Origin of the sequence: Pseudomonas sp. 5Ae-yellow (assembly GCF_014077575.1) — a bacterium.
GTDB lineage: Bacteria > Pseudomonadota > Gammaproteobacteria > Pseudomonadales > Pseudomonadaceae > Halopseudomonas > Halopseudomonas neustonica.
The window spans coordinates 99347-117593 of record NZ_JACGWE010000011.1; the positions used below are offsets into that span (position 1 = coordinate 99347).

Annotated in this window: 18 protein-coding genes; 3 read left to right on the forward strand and 15 right to left on the reverse strand. The window is 55.4% G+C overall.

The annotated features are described in order from the left end of the window. Positions 1-19: 19 nt before the first annotated feature. From sufT to H4J77_RS09355, 7 genes are all read right to left on the reverse strand, one after another. Positions 20-553 (reverse strand): putative Fe-S cluster assembly protein SufT, encoded by a 534-nt coding sequence (gene sufT, locus H4J77_RS09325; protein WP_177412320.1) that lies wholly within the window; start codon positions 551-553, stop codon positions 20-22. Positions 554-571: 18 nt separating this feature from the next. Next, a complete protein-coding gene (locus H4J77_RS09330) occupies positions 572-928 on the reverse strand; it encodes an iron-sulfur cluster assembly accessory protein (RefSeq protein ID WP_123889304.1) in 357 nt (118 codons plus the stop codon). A gap of 11 nt (positions 929-939) precedes the next feature. Continuing rightward, entirely contained in the window at positions 940-2181 is a 1242-nt protein-coding gene (locus tag H4J77_RS09335; RefSeq protein ID WP_182248055.1) for an aminotransferase class V-fold PLP-dependent enzyme, read from the reverse strand. Next, on the reverse strand, positions 2174-3481 hold the full coding sequence (gene sufD, locus H4J77_RS09340; protein ID WP_182248057.1) for a Fe-S cluster assembly protein SufD: 1308 nt from the start codon (positions 3479-3481) through the stop codon (positions 2174-2176). The genes H4J77_RS09335 and sufD overlap by 8 nt, the downstream gene beginning before the upstream one ends. Positions 3482-3485: 4 nt before the next feature. Next, the gene (gene sufC, locus H4J77_RS09345) at positions 3486-4235 is read right to left on the reverse strand and encodes a Fe-S cluster assembly ATPase SufC (protein WP_182248059.1); all 750 of its coding nucleotides are present in this window, start codon (positions 4233-4235) and stop codon (positions 3486-3488) included. A gap of 77 nt (positions 4236-4312) precedes the next feature. After that, entirely contained in the window at positions 4313-5749 is a 1437-nt protein-coding gene (gene sufB / locus H4J77_RS09350; protein ID WP_123889308.1) for a Fe-S cluster assembly protein SufB, read from the reverse strand. 106 nt (positions 5750-5855) lie between these two features. After that, positions 5856-6338 carry a Fe-S cluster assembly transcription factor gene (locus H4J77_RS09355; RefSeq protein WP_123889309.1) on the reverse strand — a complete coding sequence of 161 codons (483 nt, stop codon included), beginning with the start codon at positions 6336-6338 and terminating at the stop codon, positions 5856-5858. A gap of 229 nt (positions 6339-6567) precedes the next feature. Between H4J77_RS09355 and H4J77_RS09360 the strand changes: the two genes are divergently transcribed. Next, positions 6568-7998 (forward strand): aldehyde dehydrogenase family protein, encoded by a 1431-nt coding sequence (locus tag H4J77_RS09360; RefSeq protein ID WP_123889310.1) that lies wholly within the window; start codon positions 6568-6570, stop codon positions 7996-7998. A gap of 127 nt (positions 7999-8125) precedes the next feature. Here H4J77_RS09360 and H4J77_RS09365 read toward each other — a convergent pair whose 3' ends face one another. From H4J77_RS09365 to H4J77_RS09395, 7 genes are all read right to left on the reverse strand, one after another. Continuing rightward, positions 8126-9553: an NAD(P)(+) transhydrogenase (Re/Si-specific) subunit beta gene (locus H4J77_RS09365; protein ID WP_182248061.1), complete on the reverse strand. Its 1428-nt coding sequence runs from the start codon at positions 9551-9553 to the stop codon at positions 8126-8128. Positions 9554-9556: 3 nt separating this feature from the next. Beyond that, positions 9557-9883 (reverse strand): NAD(P) transhydrogenase subunit alpha, encoded by a 327-nt coding sequence (locus tag H4J77_RS09370; RefSeq protein WP_177412322.1) that lies wholly within the window; start codon positions 9881-9883, stop codon positions 9557-9559. Further along, positions 9883-11016: an NAD(P) transhydrogenase subunit alpha gene (locus H4J77_RS09375; RefSeq protein ID WP_123889312.1), complete on the reverse strand. Its 1134-nt coding sequence runs from the start codon at positions 11014-11016 to the stop codon at positions 9883-9885. Before H4J77_RS09375 ends, H4J77_RS09370 begins: the two co-directional genes overlap by 1 nt. 75 nt (positions 11017-11091) lie before the next feature. Further along, positions 11092-11931, reverse strand: a complete 840-nt coding sequence (locus tag H4J77_RS09380; RefSeq protein ID WP_182248063.1) for a metal-dependent hydrolase — start codon at positions 11929-11931, stop codon at positions 11092-11094. A 564-nt stretch (positions 11932-12495) separates the two neighbouring features. Next, positions 12496-13281: an SDR family NAD(P)-dependent oxidoreductase gene (locus H4J77_RS09385; RefSeq protein WP_220469309.1), complete on the reverse strand. Its 786-nt coding sequence runs from the start codon at positions 13279-13281 to the stop codon at positions 12496-12498. A gap of 2 nt (positions 13282-13283) precedes the next feature. Beyond that, positions 13284-14669, reverse strand: a complete 1386-nt coding sequence (cysS, locus tag H4J77_RS09390) for a cysteine--tRNA ligase (RefSeq protein WP_182248066.1) — start codon at positions 14667-14669, stop codon at positions 13284-13286. Continuing rightward, positions 14669-16336: a glutamine--tRNA ligase/YqeY domain fusion protein gene (locus tag H4J77_RS09395; RefSeq protein ID WP_123889315.1), complete on the reverse strand. Its 1668-nt coding sequence runs from the start codon at positions 16334-16336 to the stop codon at positions 14669-14671. Before H4J77_RS09395 ends, cysS begins: the two co-directional genes overlap by 1 nt. A gap of 166 nt (positions 16337-16502) precedes the next feature. On the opposite strand from H4J77_RS09395, the gene H4J77_RS09400 reads away from it, so the two are divergent. Then, positions 16503-16997, forward strand: coding sequence for a peptidylprolyl isomerase (locus H4J77_RS09400; protein WP_182248067.1), 495 nt, complete (start codon positions 16503-16505; stop codon positions 16995-16997). 14 nt (positions 16998-17011) lie between these two features. Further along, positions 17012-17761 carry a UDP-2,3-diacylglucosamine diphosphatase gene (locus H4J77_RS09405; protein ID WP_182248068.1) on the forward strand — a complete coding sequence of 250 codons (750 nt, stop codon included), beginning with the start codon at positions 17012-17014 and terminating at the stop codon, positions 17759-17761. Between the two features lie 127 nt (positions 17762-17888). Here the strand turns inward: H4J77_RS09405 and H4J77_RS09410 are convergent. Continuing rightward, positions 17889-18247 (reverse strand): FAD-binding protein (locus H4J77_RS09410; protein WP_220469310.1); only part of this gene is annotated, 359 nt, incomplete at its 5' end.

Genomic DNA, 18247 nt, shown 5'->3' on the forward strand with positions numbered 1-18247 from the left:
CTAAGCGGCCGGCTGATGCTTAGAAAAACATGCCGGTTTCTAGTTGAGCTTCCTCGCTCATCATCTCGCGCTGCCAAGGCGGATCAAAAACCAGCTCCACGTTGACCGTCGCAACATTTGGCACCAGAAGCACACGGTACTCTACATCACCAACCAGCACCGGTCCCATGCCACATCCGGGCGCAGTGAGGGTCATGGTGATAGTGACCGCCTTCTTTGCCTGGTCAATCGCCAGCGAATAGATCAAACCGAGGTTGACCAGGTCAACAGGAATCTCGGGGTCGTAGACCGTTTTAAGTGCTTCCCATACCTGATCTTCACTGATGTTGTCATCGGTCGGTTCCGGGAATGAGAGCAGCTCAGGCTCAAGACCCAACGCAGCTGCATCAGTGCCATCCACACGCACCATTTGACCATGATAGGTAACGGTATAATTGCCACCCAGCGACTGGGTGATAGTGACGAAAGTGTCTTTCGGGATGGTCAGCGGCGTACCATCCGGTACGCGCCGCGCAGGACAATCAGCCTGCGCTACTACCATACGTCTTTCCATACTGATCAGCGCCCTACCCTAGTTAACACTGAAGCTTTCACCACACCCGCATTCGTCTTTGACGTTGGGGTTGATGAACTTTATTTGCTGGTTGACGCCTTCACGTACCAGATCGATTTGAGTACCCGAAAGCACCTGCAGACTAGCGCTATCGACCAGCAGCTCAACTTGTTCATCCAGTTGGTAATGCAGGTCACTGGCACCCGCCTGTTCAACCAGATCGATTGCGTACATAAAGCCGGTACAGCCGCTTTTCTTGACGCTCAGCCGCACAGATTTACCCTGCGCAGCGCTGAGCTGACGGCGAAAGTGCGCCAAGGCAGCAGGGCTTACCGTTACTACCTGACTGCTTGGGTCGAAAGATTCAACGCTCATTTCATGCACTCCTAAACCAGGAATTGCCTTGCCTTGTCCAACGCCTCGAACAAGCGATCAACGTCTGCTCGGGTGTTGTAGAAACTAAAACTCGCACGTACGGTGCCAGGAATACCAAACTGCTCCATGATCGGCTGCGCGCAATGATTGCCGGTACGGACAGCAACGCCCTGCTGGTCCAGTAACAGGCCAACATCATTGGGATGCGCACCTTCCAGCAGAAAGCTCATGACGCTGGTCTTATTCGCGGCAGTTCCCACCAGACGGATACCAGGTGTTGCCTTGGCGCGCTCTTCAGCATAGGCAAGTAAGGCGGCTTCGTGCTTGGCAGCACCGTCGCGGTCCAAGCCTTGAACATAATCGATTGCCGCGCCCAGACCTATGACCCCGGCGATATCCGGTGTGCCCGCCTCAAACTTATAGGGCAGTTGGTTAAAGGTGGTGCCGTCAAAGCTGACTGACTCGATCATCTCGCCACCGCTCTGGTACGGCGGCATGGCTTCCAGCAGTGCGGTCTTGCCATACAGCACGCCCAGGCCGGTAGGACCAAAGAGCTTATGTGCTGAAAAGACATAGAAATCGCAGTCCAGTGCCTGCACATCAACAGGCCAATGACCTACCGCCTGCGCGCCGTCTATCAGGGTCAGCGCGCCAACACCTTGTGCCAGGCGCACGATATCCTGAACCGGATTCACCGTACCAAACGCATTGGAAACATGACCGCAGGCGACCATTTTTACCCGATCATCGAGCATGGATTCAAACGCGGCCAGATCTATCGCACCCTCTGCATTGACCGGAATCGACTCGACCACCGCGCCTTTCTCGGCAGCAATTAACTGCCACGGCACGATATTGGAGTGATGTTCCATCGCCGACACCAGTATGCGGTCTCCAGACGATAGATTGGCGCGCCCCCAGCTGCTTGCAACCAGGTTAATGCCCTCGGTGGTACCGCGGGTCCAGATAATCTGCCGTGGTTCGGCTGCGTTAATGAAGCCTGCCACCTTTACCCGTGCGCCCTCAAACTTTTCGGTTGCCCGATCAGCCAGCGCGTGAGCACCGCGGTGAACGTTACTGTTGTCTTGTTCGTAGTAATCGACGATGGCCTGAATGACGGCGCGTGGCTTCTGCGTGGTTGCCGCATTGTCTAGATACACCAGCGGATGTCCGTTGACGTCCTGATGTAAAATCGGGAAGTCGGCACGCACGCGCTCTGCGTCAAAGACCGCAGTGTTGGTCTGATCACTCATAGCTTAACCGTCCCAGCGCCTCGTCACCCTGACCGAACAGGGACGCCAGACGCGGTCGGAGGTAGTCCTGAATCGCCTGCTCAGGAACCTGATTGAGCAATTCATTGATAAAACCAAAGCTCAGCATGCTGGTTGCATCAGCGGCGGAGATACCGCGGCTTTGCAGATAAAACAGCGATGTTTCATCCAGCTGGGCGATGGTTGCACCGTGGGCACAACGCACATCATCAGCATAGATTTCCAGTTCTGGCTTGGTATTGATCTCTGCGGTGCGTGACGTCAGCAGGTTTTTGTTGCTCAGCTCGGCCAGCGTTTTCTGGGCCTTCGGATGAATATGAATCCGACCGTTGAAAACCGCTTTTGCCGAGTCGCCAATGATGCCGCGGAAGACCTCATTGCTGGTGCAATGTGGAACGCAGTGCTCAACGTTGGTGTGGTAGTCAATTACCTGCTTGTTACGCGGCAGATAGACACCATTCAGGTCCATGTGAGCGCCTTCGCCGCGCATGTTCAGTTGGTAGTCGATGCGCTTCAGGCGGCTGCCCTGAGCCAGTGTAAAGCCATGGAAGCGGGCATCACGGTGCAAGTCGACATGTACACCACCGACATGCAGCAGATTCTCTTCTTCCAGGTTGATACGGTAGTGCTGCAAGCGGGCGTTGGCGCCAACCACCACCTCGGTGAGGCTGTTGACGAAACCGTTCTGCTCCCGTGCATCCGAGGCAAAGTGCTCGATGACCTCAGCTTCACTGCCCTCCTCAAGGACCACGAGTAAGCGCTGGCTGGCAACAGCCGCACTGGCTTCCGGGGTAGCAACATTGAGGATGTAGAGCGGCTTCTCCAGTTTCTGATTACGCGCGACGTGCAGCAGAATACCGTCCTCGATCCAGGCATCGCTCAACGCAGCAAAGAGGTGTCGTTCGCTATCCACGACTTGGCCAAGATGCTGCTGGATCAGGTCTTGCTGGGCGGCGTCCGCGTCGACAAAACGAATGACGCCTGCGGGCAAGCTACTGGATCGTGCCGCGTTGAAGCGCCCATTGACGAATACGAGGCAGGTCGCGTCAAGCTCAACCTGCTCTACTGCATCAATGGCGCTGTCATCGGCCTCACCGCCCCAACGCAGCTCATTCTGTTGCTGCAAGGGTGCAAGCGAAATGTATTTCCACGCTTCCGTCTTGCGCCCCGGCCAGCTTGCCGCCGACCACTTGGACGCGCCCTGCTCGCGCAGTGGCTGCAGCCAGGCCGCAGCCTGCTGTTTGTCAGCGAGTTGCAGTGCACTTTGTTGAAAATCTGTCATGTCTTCAGGCAACCTCGTTTTCCAACCAGCCGTAGCCCTTGGCTTCCAGCTCGAGTGCCAGGCTCTTGTCGCCGGACTTGACGATGCGGCCACCGGCCAGCACGTGAACATAATCTGGGATGATGTAATCCAGCAAGCGCTGGTAGTGAGTCACTACCAAAAAGCTGCGATTACCATCGCGCATGGCGTTTACGCCATCGGCGACTACCTGCAGAGCGTCGATATCCAGGCCCGAATCGGTTTCATCGAGAATACAAAGATCGGGCTCAAGCAGCATCATTTGCATGATTTCGTTGCGTTTCTTTTCGCCACCGGAGAAGCCTTCATTGACGCCACGCTTGAGAAAGCTGGCATCCAGGTTGACGCGTTTGCAGGTCTCGCGAGCCAGTTTAAGAAAGTCGACGGACGACAGATCAGACTGACCATGGTGTCTGCGTTTGGCATCTACCGCCGCCTTGAGGAACTCCATGTTGCTGACACCGGGAATCTCAACCGGATACTGAAAGGCGAGAAACAGCCCTTCACGGGCACGCTCTTCAGTGTCCATATCGAATAGATTACGGCCCTTGAAGGTGACGCTGCCAGCAGTCGCCTCGTAGCCCGGACGCCCGGAAAGGACGTTGCCGAGGGTACTTTTGCCCGAGCCATTCGGCCCCATGATGGCATGAACCTCGCCGGGCTTGACGTCAATAGACAGACCTTTAAGGATATCTTTCTCTTCAACTTTGCCGTACAAGTCACTGATTTTTAACATATCTGATGCCTAATAAATTACTTTAACTGTTAGTCCTTCGGCTCTGCTCCGCTACTACAATGTAGGTGCGTAAGCCCTTAGCCGACTGAGCCTTCGAGGCTGACTTCAAGTAGCTTGCCGGCTTCAACCGCGAACTCCATCGGCAACTCTTTGAATACCTCGCGGCAAAAGCCGTTCACAATCATGGATACGGCTTTTTCCGCATCCAGACCGCGCTGCTGACACAGGAATAGTTGATCGTCGCTGACCTTGGACGTCGTAGCTTCATGCTCTACTACGCCAGTGGGATTCTTGCTTTCGATATAGGGGAAGGTGTGCGCGCCACAGCGATCGCCAATTAATAGCGAGTCGCACTGGGTGTAATTACGCGCGCCTTCAGCGCCTGGGTTGATCCGCACCAAGCCGCGATATGCGCTGTCGCTGCGGCCAGCAGAAATACCCTTGGCAATAATGGTCGAGCGCGTATTCTTGCCCAGGTGAATCATCTTGGTGCCAGTGTCGGCCTGCTGGAAGTTGTTGGTCAGCGCAACCGAATAGAACTCCCCTACGCTGTTGTCACCCTTGAGGATGCAGCTGGGGTATTTCCAGGTAACTGCAGAACCGGTTTCGACCTGCGTCCAGGAAATCTTGGCATTGGTATGTGCAATACCGCGCTTGGTGACAAAGTTATAGATACCACCCTTGCCTTCAGCATTGCCCGGATACCAGTTTTGCACAGTAGAGTATTTGATCTGCGCATCATCCAGCGCGACCAGCTCGACCACCGCTGCGTGCAGTTGGTTTTCGTCACGCATGGGCGCGGTGCAACCTTCCAGATAACTGACGTAGGACCCTTCATCAGCCACAATCAACGTGCGCTCGAACTGCCCGGTGTTCATCTCGTTGATGCGGAAGTAGGTAGACAGCTCCATTGGGCATCGCACGCCCTTGGGGATATAGACGAAAGAGCCATCAGAGAATACCGCCGAGTTGAGCGCGGCATAGTAATTGTCTTTCTGTGGCACAACGCTGCCGAGATACTTTTTCAGCAGATCAGGATACTTGTGTACAGCCTCGCTGATCGGACAGAAGATAACACCTGCCTCGTACAGCTTTTCGCGGAACGTAGTAACGACCGACACCGAATCGAAAACCGCATCAACCGCAACACCTGCGAGCATTTCCTGCTCATGCAGCGGGATACCCAGCTTCTCGTAGGTTGCCAGCAACTCAGGATCAACTTCGTCGAGGCTTTTCGGCTTGCTATCCATGCTTTTTGGCGCGGAATAAAAGGATATGGTCTGGAAGTCGATTTCCGGATAGTGTACGTGGGCCCAGGTAGGCTCTTCCATTTCCTGCCAGGCGCGGAACGCCTTCAGACGCCAGTCCAACAACCACTCAGGCTCTTCTTTTTTGGCAGAAATAAAACGGACGACATCTTCGTTCAGACCTGGTGGCAGCGTCTCCGATTCGATGGCGGAATGAAATCCGGCCGCGTAATCTTTCTTGATCAGGCTTTCGACTTGTTCAGTCACGGTATCACCTCAATCCTGCCGCCCTCACTAACCGGGCAGCCACTTCTAAGTTCAGGCATTGCATCGCCGGGGCGGCCATGCATCGATGGAAGGCTCTGCGGCCTCTTTAGATAATGCGTTCCAGCTCGTTTACCGCCTGTCGAGCTGATACAGAACAGCCATCCTGACGCGTTTTAACACGCTGGATATCATCGCGGGAGACTAGGTCAGCCAGCGTAATGCCGTTCAGAAACTGACGCAGCCGGGCACTGAGGTCCGACCACAAATGATGGGTAAGGCAAACTTCGCCGTGCTGGCAATCGCCTTTACCAAGGCAGCGCGTCGCGTCCATCGAGTCATTAACTGCCTCGACTATCTGCGCCACGCTGATAGCTGCAGGACCGCCAGACAAACGATAACCACCACCAGGACCTCTCACACTCTCGACCAGCTTGCTGCGGCGAAGCTTGGCAAACAGCTGTTCAAGATAAGAGATAGAGACACCCTGGCGTAGTGAAATATCAGCGAGGGTAATAGGTCCTTGGTCTTCGTGTAGAGCCAGATCAAGCATGGCTGTCACGGCGTAACGACCCTTGGTGGTCAGTCGCATAGGCGCTCTCGAGCGGTTGAAGTCTGCGAATCACTATGCAATATCCAAGCAAAACAGTCAAGTATTAAGCCGGCCGGTCAAAAGCCATTATAAAGCCTCGCCAAGACCACCGAAAGCGAAATAGCCTGGCAAAAGTTACACTGATTCAACACAAAAGCATTCAAGCATGGGCAGAGAGAATGCTATGGTTTGAACGTTTTGCACCCCTATAACAAGGAGCTACATCAGAATGAGCCATCACAAGCAGTTCTATATCAACGGTAAGTGGGTCGAACCCAAGGGCGACACCACTCTGGACGTGATTAACCCCGCCACCGAAGAAGCCGTCGCCGCGATCGCCTTGGGTAACAAGGAAGATGTCGACCTGGCTGTCGCTGCCGCCAGAAATGCGTTTGAATCCTACTCCAACACTAGTCGCGAAGAGCGCATTGCTTTGCTGGAGCGGGTAATGGGTGTATTCAAGAAACGCATGGGCGAAGTGGCAGACGCCATCTCAATCGAAATGGGTGCCCCTGCCAAGCTGGCCAAAATGGCACAGGCTCCATCCGGCCTTGGCCACTTTGCGGCAGCTCTGGACGCGCTGAAAGAATTTGAATTCGAAGAACAGATCGGTAACACCCAGGTTGTGAAAGAACCGATCGGCGTTTGCGGCTTGATCACGCCCTGGAACTGGCCAATGAACCAGTTGACCTGCAAGATTGCACCGGCCTTGGCTACTGGCTGCACCATGGTGCTAAAGCCTTCTGAAGTAGCACCGCTATCGGCTCTCCTGCTCGCCGAAATCCTTGATGAAGCTGGCGTGCCACCGGGCGTATTCAACCTGGTCAATGGTGACGGCCCTACCGTGGGTGCTGCCATGTCTGCGCATCCGGATATCGATATGATGTCCTTCACCGGTTCTACTGGCGCGGGTCGTCAAGTCATGCAGAATGGCGCGCAGACCATCAAGCGTGTCGCACTCGAGTTGGGCGGAAAGTCTGCGAACATCCTGCTGGATGATGTGAATTTCGAGAAAATGGTCGCCCATGGCGTCATGTCCTGCATGAACAACAGCGGCCAGTCCTGTAACGCCCCTACCCGTATGCTGGTACCTAACGCGCGTATGGACGAAGTTGCCGCTATCGCTCAGGCCGTTGTTGCCAAGGTTAAAGCGGGTGATCCAAACGCGGATGATACGGTGATTGGCCCAGTGGTCTCCAAAGCCCAGTGGAACAAGATTCAGGACTTGATCACGGCTGGTATCGAAGAAGGCGCCAAGGTAGTTGCCGGTGGTCCCGGTCGGCCAGAGGGGCTGGACAAAGGCTACTACGTCAAACCTACCATCTTCAGCCACGTGAACAATGAAATGAGCATTGCGCGCGAAGAGATCTTCGGCCCCGTGCTGTCGATCATTGGCTACGAAGACGAAGACGACGCTGTGCGCATTGCCAACGATACCAACTACGGGCTGTCTGGTTACGTATCCTCCGGCGATCTGGAGCACGCCCGTAAGGTGGCTCGACGCATCCGCACCGGCATGGTTCACCTCAATGGCGCGGCGCTAGATAACAAGGCTCCTTTTGGTGGTTACAAGGAGTCTGGCAACGGTCGCGAGTGGGGGCATTACGGTTTTGAAGACTTCCTCGAGATCAAGTCTATCTTCGGTTATTACGCCAAGTAGTCGCTTCGCTCCTAGCCGCAAGCGACAAGCTCTATGCGGCAAGTGAGGCGTTAAAAGCTAAAAACCCCGGCATGCGCCGGGGTTTTTATTTGCGTACTACTTACTGCTTGTGGCTTGAAGCCTGGGCTTAACCCAGCGACTTGACGGCTTCGATCATCTGCACCATGACCTTTTGCGCGTCGCCGTAAACCATAGAGGTATTTTCCGCGTAGAACAGCTCGTTCTCTACGCCGGAGTAACCCTTACCTTGACCGCGCTTGACGACATAAGCCTGGCGCGCCTGATCAACGTTCAATATAGGCATACCATAGATCGGGCTGGATTTACGTGTGCGCGCTGCCGGGTTGACTACGTCATTCGCCCCCAGCACAACAGCAACGTCTGCCTGCGGGAAGTCCTCGTTGATGTCTTCCAGGTCATAGATGATGTCGTAGGGTACGCCTGCCTCGGCCAGCAGCACATTCATATGCCCAGGCATACGACCGGCTACCGGGTGAATGGCAAAGCTGACCTCAACGCCCTGCTTCTGCAACAGCTTCACAAACTCATAGAGCTTGTGCTGCGCCTGCGCAACGGCCAGACCGTAACCGGGTACGATAATGACCTTACTGGCATAGAACATGGCGATAGCTGCATCAGATGCATCGGCGGCCTTCATACTGCCTTCGATATCACTCTCTTCTCCGCCATCATCAGAACCAAAGTCACTGAAAATAACGTTACTGACCTGGCGGTTCATAGCTTTGGCCATCATCAGCGTGAGCAGCGTGCCTGCGGACCCAACCACGGTGCCCGCAATGATCATTGCCGGGTTCTGCAGCACAAAGCCTTCAAAGGCAACTGCCAGACCAGTAAAGGCGTTGTACAGCGAAATCACCACCGGCATATCCGCGCCGCCAATCGGCGTCGTCAACAAAACACCCAGAGCGAGCGCGATAATGAAGAAGAGCGCAACCACAATGACGGGCGCCTGAGCGACCTCCATCAGCCCCATGACCACAACCGCTGCACCGATCGCTAATGCACCGCAAAACAGCCCCAGATTCACGTACTGCTGGTTCGGTAGCCGCCAGGTCTTGTTCATGCGACCGTCAAGCTTGGCCCAGGCAATCAAGGAGCCTGACAAGGCAACTGCGCCGATCAAGCCGCCCAGCACCGCTAGCAGGGTAACTACAGGGCCATGCGCCAACGCATTACCGGAGAACAGCTCGCTCGCCGCAATCGCCGCCGCAGCACCACCACCCATGCCGTTATAGAGCGCCACCATCTGTGGCATATCGGTCATCGCTACGCGCTTGCCGCTATACCAGGCCCAGGAGACACCGATACCCAGAGCGATAACCAACAACAGCAGGTTAGTACCCAGATGGGGCTGTGCACGGGGGCTTACGTCAAAGCCGTACAGGAAGGCCGCCGCCACAGCCAGCACCATGCCGCCGCCGGCGATAACAATACCCGAACGTGCAGTAACCGGGCTGGCCATCCGCTTAAGACCGTAGAGAAACAGAAAGGCCGCAATAAAGTAGGCCGCATCAATCAAAAAAGCGCTAAACATGGCTTACTCCTTGTCATCTGCTGAAGATGCAGCCTTGCTGCTGGGTTTGAACATTTCCAGCATGCGTTCGGTAACCACATAGCCCCCGGCCGCATTGCCAGCGCCTAGCAGTACACCAACAAAGCCGATGACCTGTTCCAGCGTAGTACCCGCATTCAGCAGAGCCCACATAGCGCCGACGACAACAATGCCGTGCACGAAATTGGAGCCGGACATGAGCGGCGTGTGCAGAATCGCTGGCACACGGCCGATGATTTCATAGCCGGCAAAGGCAGCCAGCAAAAAGATATAGAGGGCAACAAAGCCGGTAATGGTGGTAGTAATTTCCATTAGAGAGCTCCTTGTGTCTGGTTCTCGACCGCTTCACGGGCTGCGGCATTGCGAATATCGCCGTCGTGGGTGAGGACGCTTTTGGCCAGCACCTCGTCTTCCCAGTCCAACTTAAGCTCGCCTTCATCAATCATCAGGGTAACGAGACTAAGCAGGTTACGTGAGTAGAGTTCAGAGGCGTGCTCCGCCAGGTGGCTAGCAATGTTAAGCGGCGCGACGATAGTCGCAGGCCCCACTTCCACGGTTTCACCGGGTTTGGTCAGCGGGGTATTACCGCCGCCTTCTGCAGCCAGGTCGATGATGACAGAACCGTCCTTCATTCCCATGATCTGAGCTTCACTGAGAATCTTCGGGCTCGGTTTACCTGGAATGGACGCCGTGGTGATAACCGCATCGGCCTGCTGAATATGGCGAGTCAGAACCGCGTCGACTTGCTCTTTTTCCTCATCGGTCAATTCGCGGGCATAGCCGCCCTCACCCACTGCATTGACGCCGGTATCGACGAACTTGCCACCTACAGACTGCACCTGCTCTTTGACTTCAGGGCGTACATCGTAGCCTTCGATCATCGCACCCAAACGCTTGGCGGTCGCCAGTGCCTGCAGGCCAGCAACGCCAGCGCCCATGACCAGAATCCGCGCGGGACGTAACGAGCCGACGGCCGTGGTCATCATGGGCAAGATGCGATGCAAGTGAGTGGCCGCTAACAAGGCAGCGTAATAACCGGCGAGGGCTGCTTGAGACGAAAGTGCGTCCATGGCTTGAGCGCGAGTGATGCGTGGAATAAGTTCCATAGCGAAGCAGGTGATTTTTCGCTCCTGCAGTGCCTTGACGACCGCAGGCTCGCGTTGGGCATAGATAAAGCTGCATAGCACAGCGCCTTCGGGCATCTGCGCCACTTCCTCAACAGTCGGCGGCTGAACGCGGAAAAACAGCTGTTTGCCCTCGGCTGACCCCAGGGTTACCCCTGCTTCGGTGTAGGCGCTATCGGGGATGCGTGCGGCGCTGCCGGCGCCGGCCTCTATGCTTATATCGAGCCCTAGCTTCTGTAGCTTGGCGGCCACAGAAGGCACTAGCGCAACGCGCTTTTCATGCTCTCGGGTCTCTTTGGGTATGTACAAAGGGATGGACATAAAGACTCCTCATCGGCGAAATGGCGAATATCATAGCCCAAGTGAAATTGTAATACGACAAAAGTCCCATTTGCCTCAGATTGATGCAGGTGTCTCGTTAACAGTGAATTCTTGCTGGCACTGGCGCATCAATCGCTGGTTGTCGTGCTGCCAAGGATGAAAGTCCTCACGGTAAAAATCACGATAAGCGCCCCAGAGACTGGAGAAAAAGCCCCCCTTGCCCCACAGCCAGCGCATCCCCTGTCGCCACATGGTTATATTGCTGAGTTCGCCGTCACGTCGGAGCATGTGCCACATGCCTCGGGTAACATCCTTGAGGAAAAAGAAAGTGGATTGCCGCATCGCAGCACGGAGTAACTTGCGATCACCGCAGACTTGCATATAAACATCAAAGGCTACCGCCTTGTGCTCGGTTTCTTCCAGCGCGTGCCAACGCCAAATACGCTGCATCGGCTCAATAGCGCCATCAAACCACCCCCGGTCACGGAGCACAGCGTCGGCCATGATGGCGGTAAAATGCTCCATGGCGACGGTCGCGGCTAAACGGCGCTCAGGGCTGAAGTGCTTATTGGCATAACGAATGCGATGCTGTACTGGCCGCGTCAGCTTCTCTACGTCATACCCAAGATCACTGAGACGCCGGTTATATTCAATATGCTCGCGACTGTGATGACCTTCTTGCCCAATAAAGCCCTTGATCAGCGCGAGTTGCTCTGGGTCGTGAATTTGCGGTCGATAGTGACGCACGGAATCAATGAAGAACCGTTCACCATCAGGGAAGAGGATCGACATTGAATTGAAAAAATGGGTTTTGAACGCATCCTCACCGTGCCAGTGACGGGGCAAGACGTCAGGTAGGGCAAAATCGATACGGCGGGGCTGGATGCTCAAACCTTCCGGCTGTTGTGCAGTCATAGGTCACCTCGAGGGAAGCTGGTGCAATCGTTTTTATAGGGGGTAGCGCGCGCCACCACTCTTTATATGCTCTGTCCTATCCTCTGCTCAGGCGAAATGAAACACAAGCCGTTTAATTTCGCCTGTTGCTGGCACATTGTCTTTCTGCCTCCACCTACCTTGGCTAAATGCTTCGATGAGCATCACTTGCGCTTGGGGCTTTGATGGGCGTAGTAATCTATATTTTAAATGCGCTTTTCCTGGCTTATTCAAGTCGCCTTGCGCGGGTAGCATTTTCTCTTCCTGACAGTGTCTTTTGACCTGGTATTCAACGCCGCTGATGCGTCCAGTGGCTTGATGGCAACCATTAATCTGATCGCGATACTTGATGCTGTCAGGTACCGCAGTGAGGTTGACCTAGAATCATGTGGCGCAGCGCGACGCGAGCGAGGAGGCAGAGCTCAAGGCAAATAATTAACCTGAGGTGAAGGAGAAAATCAGTTCTGATATAGGGTATTCAAGGCGGTAAAGACGCAGACCTGTGCTGCGGATCTGCGTCTTTTTACACGTGGCACCAAAGGCTTTTCAGCCCTTCATTTCCTGCAGCGAGTTACCGCCATCGACAACCAGCATTTGTCCGGTCAGATAGCTACATCCCTCACTGGCAAGAAAAAGCGCTACCCGAGCCACCTCTTCAGGCCGGCCAGGCCGTCCCACGGGGGTGCGTCGGCCCGCGTCCAGCTCTGCTGGCAAACTGGAAGGTGTTTCAATCCAGCCGGGGGCAATCGCGTTAACCGTAATCCCCTGCCCGGCCACCTCATGTGCGATGGAGCGGGTTAAACCCACCATGGCAGATTTGGCAGCGCTATAGCCTGCCGTCCCGGGAAAAGTAACCAGGGGGCCGGTGACCGAAGCAATATTGATCACGCGCCCAAAGCCAGCCTGCAACATGTGCTGCAGTACCAGTTGGCTAATATGCACGCAGGTATTGAGATTAAGGTCGATCTCGCGCTGCCAGTGCTGAAATGGCATTTTGTGGAATAGTTCACCCACGGGGGCATCAATTCCGGATTGAATCATACCGGCATTGTTGACCAGAATATCAACTTGGCCAAAGCGCTCCATAACCTTATCTATCAGCTCTGCAGCTTGCTCAGGATGGGTAAGATCCGCGACAAACGCCAGGCTGTGCTGCCGTTCTGGATCAAGCTCATTCTGGCGTTGGAAGATCCGGTTGGTGGTCGAGGTCAGCACCACCTTGGCACCGGCCGCGTAAAACATCTTTGCCGTGGCAAAACCGATGCCGTCGGGACTACCGGCACCGGTCACCAGGGCTACACGCCCCTTGAGGTCCGTCATGCTATGCGGCATGACTATTCAGCCAGCCGCCAGGTTGTACCGCCCTTACCGTCTTCCAATACCACGCCCATCGCGGTGAGTTCGTCGCGAATACGGTCAGACTCTGCCCAGTTCTTGTCAGCTCGCGCCTGCAAACGAGCCTGAATCAGTGCCTCCACTGCGGCTGAGTCGATCTTCCCGGCAGCACCTGCCTGCAGAAAGGCATCGGGCTCGAGCTGCAAGACGCCCAGTACTTCAGCCAGTTGTTGCACACGTGCCGCCAAGGATGCAGCAGCCTCTAGATCCGACTCTTTGAGACGATTGACTTCGCGCACCATATCGAACAGCACGGCACAGGCCTCAGGGGTGTTGAAGTCATCATCCATGGCTGCAGCAAAGCGCGCGGCAAACGCGTCGCCACCTTTAGGCTCAGCCTGTGGCAGCCCTTTGAGCGCATGATAGAAACGCTCCAGCGCGCCCTTGGCTTCCTTGAGATTATCTTCGGAATAGTTGATCGCACTGCGGTAATGACTGGATACCAGTAGGTAGCGCACCACCTCAGGGTGATATTTTTCCAGCACCTCACGGATGGTAAAAAAGTTACCAAGGGACTTGGACATCTTTTCGCCATCAACCCGCACCGCCCCGGCATGCATCCAGGACGCGGCGTATTGCTCGCCGGTTGCCGCTTCACTTTGGGCAATCTCATTTTCATGGTGGGGGAAGACCAGATCCGGCCCGCCACCATGAATATCAAAGGTGTTACCCAGGCAGCAGGTCGACATCACCGAGCATTCGATGTGCCATCCGGGCCTGCCCTCACCCCAGGGTGAGGCCCAGCTAGGCTCACCCGGTTTGACGGCTTTCCAGAGCACGAAATCCAGCGGATCTTCCTTGGCCTCGTCGACTTCAACCCGCGCACCGCTGCGCAGGTCTTCGGTCTTCTTGCGCGACAGCTTGCCGTAATCGGCAAAACGGCTGACGCGGTAATAAACATCGCCGTTACCCGGGGCATAAGCGAAACCCTTGTCGATCAGCGTTTGGATCATGCTGTGCATGCCCTGAATATGCTCGCTGGCCTTGGGTTCCTGATCTGGCCGCAGTACGTTCAGACGTGCTTCGTCTTCATGCATGGCGTCGATCATCCGACCGGTCAGTTGCTGAAAGGTCTCGCCATTCTCGTTCGCGCGACGAATGATCTTGTCATCGATGTCGGTAATGTTGCGAATGTAGGTCAGGTCATAGCCGCTGTGGCGAAACCAGCGTGAGACCACATCAAACGCCACCATGACGCGCGCATGACCAATGTGACAGAAGTCGTATACGGTCATGCCACACACGTACATCCGCACCTGATTGCCGATCAACGGCTTAAAGGTCTCTTTGGTCTTGCTCAGCGTGTTGTAGATCGTCAGCGCCATCAGTTACCCCAGGAGTCGCGCAAGGTGACAGTACGGTTGAATACCAGGTGCTCGGCAGTAGCATCCTTGGAGTCGAGGCAAAAGTAACCTTCGCGCTCGAACTGGAAGCGCTCATCGGCCCCGGCAGATGCCAGCGATGGCTCGGCGCGGCAGCCTTTAAGCACAACTAGCGATTCAGGGTTAATGTTGTCCAGGAAGCCAGCGCCCTCTTCGCCCTTGTCAGGATTAGGCGTTTTGAACAGGCGATCATAAAGACGCACCTCACACTCGACACTGGCGGCTGCCGGTACCCAGTGGATGACACCTTTAACTTTGCGACCTTCCGGGTTCTTACCCAGCGTATCTGGATCGTAAGAGCACAGCAGCTCAACGATATTGCCATCGGCATCAGTGATCGCCTCATCTGCGCGAATCACATAGCTGCCACGCAGGCGGACTTCGCCGCCCGGAACCAGACGCTTGTAGCCCTTGGGCGGATCAACCATGTAATCGTCCTGGTCGATATAAATTTCGCGCTCGAAGGGCAACTCGCGCACGCCAATATCCTGCTTCGGGTGTCGCGGCAGACTTAGCAGCTCGGTCTTGTCTTCCGGGTAGTTGGTAATGGTGACTTTCAGCGGCTTGAGCACGCACATGGCCCGCGGCGCGTTGGCGTCCAGGTCATCACGAATGCAGAACTCGAGTACGCCCATATCTACCACGCCGTCTGAGCGTGTCACGCCGATACGCTCGCAGAATTCGCGGATAGCCGCAGGCGTATAACCGCGACGGCGAAAGGCACTGATGGTCGACATGCGCGGATCATCCCAGCCGTCTACGTGCTTTTCATCAACCAACTGCTTGAGCTTACGCTTGCTCGTTACCGTGTAATTCAGATTCAGACGAGCAAACTCGTACTGCCGGGGCTTGGCAGGTACGGGCAGATTGTTCAGGCACCACTCGTAAAGCGGACGGTGATCTTCAAACTCCAGGGTGCAGATCGAGTGGGTTACGCCTTCAATTGCATCCGACTGGCCGTGGGTGAAGTCATAGCTCGGATAAACGCACCACTTGTCACCGGTCTGGTGGTGATGTGCGTGACGTATACGGTACAGGATTGGATCACGCAGGTTCATGTTGGGCGCGGCCATATCAATCTTGGCACGCAGAACCTTAACGCCATCAGCAAATTCGCCAGCGGTCATGCGCGCGAACTGATCAAGGTTGTCTTCCACACTACGGTCACGGAACGGGCTGTTCTTGCCCGCCTCGGTCAGTGAACCACGGTACTCGCGCGCCTGCTCAGGCGACAGCTCGCAGACGTAGGCTTTACCGGACTTGATAAGCTCAATAGCCCATGCATGCAGTTGATCGAAATAATCGGAGGCATAGCGCACCTCGCCAGCCCACTCAAAGCCCAGCCACTCTACGTCCTGCTTGATCGCATCAATGTACTCCTGCTCTTCCTTGGCTGGGTTGGTGTCATCAAAACGCAGGTTGCACGCTCCGCCAAACTCCTTGGCAAGGCCAAAGTTCAGACAGATGGATTTGGCGTGACCGATATGCAGGTAGCCATTAGGCTCTGGCGGAAAACGGGTCACTATGCGGTTGTGCTTGCCATCATTCAGGTCGGATTGGACGATCTGACGGAGGAAATGGCTGGGCGGCGTGGCTTCGGGTTTATTCATAAGGTCAGCAAAACTCGCTACGGGTGAAGCCTGAGGCATCACGGATTTTGGCTAGGCCGAGTTGGCCAAAACCCGTATCATACCCGAAACTGTCAAGCGCCTGAATGCAGCGACGCACTCAGCGTGACTATACTCACCCAGATTTTTTTTGCCCGAGGACTGCCAGATGGTCAAACTGCATACAAATTACGGCGTTATCACCCTTGAACTCTTTGCTGATAAAGCCCCTAAAACAGTCGAAAACTTCAAGCAATACGTCAAGGATGGTCATTACGACGGCACTATCTTTCACCGCGTAATCCCCAACTTCATGGTTCAGGGCGGTGGTTTTGCACCCGGCATGAGCCAGAAGGATACCCGTGCGCCGATCGAGAACGAGGCTGACAACGGCGTCAGCAACGCAGTAGGCACCGTTGCCATGGCACGTACCCCTGATCCGCATTCAGCCAGCGCACAGTTCTTCATCAACGTGGCCGACAACGACTTTCTGAACCACAGCGCGAAAACCTCTCAGGGTTGGGGCTACGCTGTATTCGGTAAAGTGGCCGATGGCATGGACGTGGTCGAAAAAATCAAAGCAGTCAGCACCACCTCACGTGGCGGCCATCAGGATGTTCCAGCTGATGACGTAGTGATTGAGCGTGCAGAGCTGATCGACTGAGTTAATTTATCCAGATGCGCTATCTGTTTATCTCCGATCTGCATCTAGAAGCAAAACGCCCGGATATTGCCCGGGCGTTTTTGCAATGCCTGCATGATCAAGCGAGTGCCGTCGATGAACTCTACATCCTTGGCGATTTTTTTGAGGTGTGGCTCGGTGATGATGCCATGGACGAGCTCGGCCAGCAGGTAGCCGAAGCACTCGCCAGGCTCAGCGATCAGGGCACGCAAATCTATCTTATGCACGGCAACCGCGACTTTCTGCTGGGGCGACGATTCTGTCGCCAGGCAAAATGCACTTTGTTGCGTGACCCGAGCATAGTGCAACTCAACGGCGAGCCGGTATTACTGATGCACGGCGATAGCCTATGTACCGATGATCTTGACTACATGCGGATGCGCAAATGGCTGCGCAATCCGGTCAGCCGCTTTGCCCTGCGCAACCTGCCACTGAAAACGCGGCAAAAAATCGGCCGCAAGCTGCGTGATGAGAGCCAAAGTCGAACGCGAATGAAGGCAGCAGACATCACCGACGTCAATCTGGGGCAGGTCGCCGAAGTGATGCGCAATCAAGGCGTTCGTACCCTCATCCACGGCCACACCCACCGACCCGCTCGACATCAGCTAATGATCGACGGCGCGCCCGCCGAGCGTATTGTACTGGGCGACTGGGATCAGGCTGGCTGGTATTTGCTGGTAGATGAAAGCGGCTACCATCTTGAGTCATTCGCGCTCGGGGCGACCAACTCAAGCGGCAAGCTGTAAGCAACAAGCGGCAAGCGGCAAGCTTCAAGCCACAAGCAAAACCCAAAGAAAAACCCCGGCTCTTGCGAGACCGGGGTTTTTCTTGCAGCTTGCCGCTTGAAGCTTGCGGCTGCTCTAAGCCTGCGGCTTAGAGCTTACCTTCCAACTCAGGTACTGCTTCAAACAGATCTGCAACCAGACCGTAATCCGCTACCTGGAAGATCGGCGCTTCTTCGTCCTTGTTGATCGCAACGATCACCTTGGAGTCTTTCATACCAGCCAAATGCTGGATGGCGCCGGAGATGCCGACCGCGACGTACAGCTGCGGGGCAACAATCTTACCGGTCTGACCAACCTGCATGTCGTTCGGTACAAAGCCAGCGTCAACCGCGGCACGTGATGCACCTACTGCAGCGCCCAGCTTGTCGGCAACCTTGTACAGCATTTCAAAGTTGTCGCCATTCTGCATACCGCGACCGCCAGAGATGACGATCTTGGCACCGGCCA

What these genes read in the sequence shown, in the direction of transcription:
- sufT (WP_177412320.1), bottom strand. Translation starts at nt 553, where the DNA reads ATGGAAAGACGTATGGTAGTAGCGCAGGCTGATTGTCCTGCGCGGCGC.
- H4J77_RS09330 (WP_123889304.1), bottom strand. Translation starts at nt 928, where the DNA reads ATGAGCGTTGAATCTTTCGACCCAAGCAGTCAGGTAGTAACGGTAAGC.
- H4J77_RS09335 (WP_182248055.1), bottom strand. Translation starts at nt 2,181, where the DNA reads ATGAGTGATCAGACCAACACTGCGGTCTTTGACGCAGAGCGCGTGCGT.
- sufD (WP_182248057.1), bottom strand. Translation starts at nt 3,481, where the DNA reads ATGACAGATTTTCAACAAAGTGCACTGCAACTCGCTGACAAACAGCAG.
- sufC (WP_182248059.1), bottom strand. Translation starts at nt 4,235, where the DNA reads ATGTTAAAAATCAGTGACTTGTACGGCAAAGTTGAAGAGAAAGATATC.
- H4J77_RS09355 (WP_123889309.1), bottom strand. Translation starts at nt 6,338, where the DNA reads ATGCGACTGACCACCAAGGGTCGTTACGCCGTGACAGCCATGCTTGAT.
- H4J77_RS09360 (WP_123889310.1), top strand. Translation starts at nt 6,568, where the DNA reads ATGAGCCATCACAAGCAGTTCTATATCAACGGTAAGTGGGTCGAACCC.
- H4J77_RS09365 (WP_182248061.1), bottom strand. Translation starts at nt 9,553, where the DNA reads ATGTTTAGCGCTTTTTTGATTGATGCGGCCTACTTTATTGCGGCCTTT.
- H4J77_RS09370 (WP_177412322.1), bottom strand. Translation starts at nt 9,883, where the DNA reads ATGGAAATTACTACCACCATTACCGGCTTTGTTGCCCTCTATATCTTT.
- H4J77_RS09375 (WP_123889312.1), bottom strand. Translation starts at nt 11,016, where the DNA reads ATGTCCATCCCTTTGTACATACCCAAAGAGACCCGAGAGCATGAAAAG.
- H4J77_RS09380 (WP_182248063.1), bottom strand. Translation starts at nt 11,931, where the DNA reads ATGACTGCACAACAGCCGGAAGGTTTGAGCATCCAGCCCCGCCGTATC.
- H4J77_RS09385 (WP_220469309.1), bottom strand. Translation starts at nt 13,281, where the DNA reads ATGCCGCATAGCATGACGGACCTCAAGGGGCGTGTAGCCCTGGTGACC.
- cysS (WP_182248066.1), bottom strand. Translation starts at nt 14,669, where the DNA reads ATGGCGCTGACGATCTACAACACGCTGAGCAAGACCAAAGAGACCTTT.
- H4J77_RS09395 (WP_123889315.1), bottom strand. Translation starts at nt 16,336, where the DNA reads ATGAATAAACCCGAAGCCACGCCGCCCAGCCATTTCCTCCGTCAGATC.
- H4J77_RS09400 (WP_182248067.1), top strand. Translation starts at nt 16,503, where the DNA reads ATGGTCAAACTGCATACAAATTACGGCGTTATCACCCTTGAACTCTTT.
- H4J77_RS09405 (WP_182248068.1), top strand. Translation starts at nt 17,012, where the DNA reads ATGCGCTATCTGTTTATCTCCGATCTGCATCTAGAAGCAAAACGCCCG.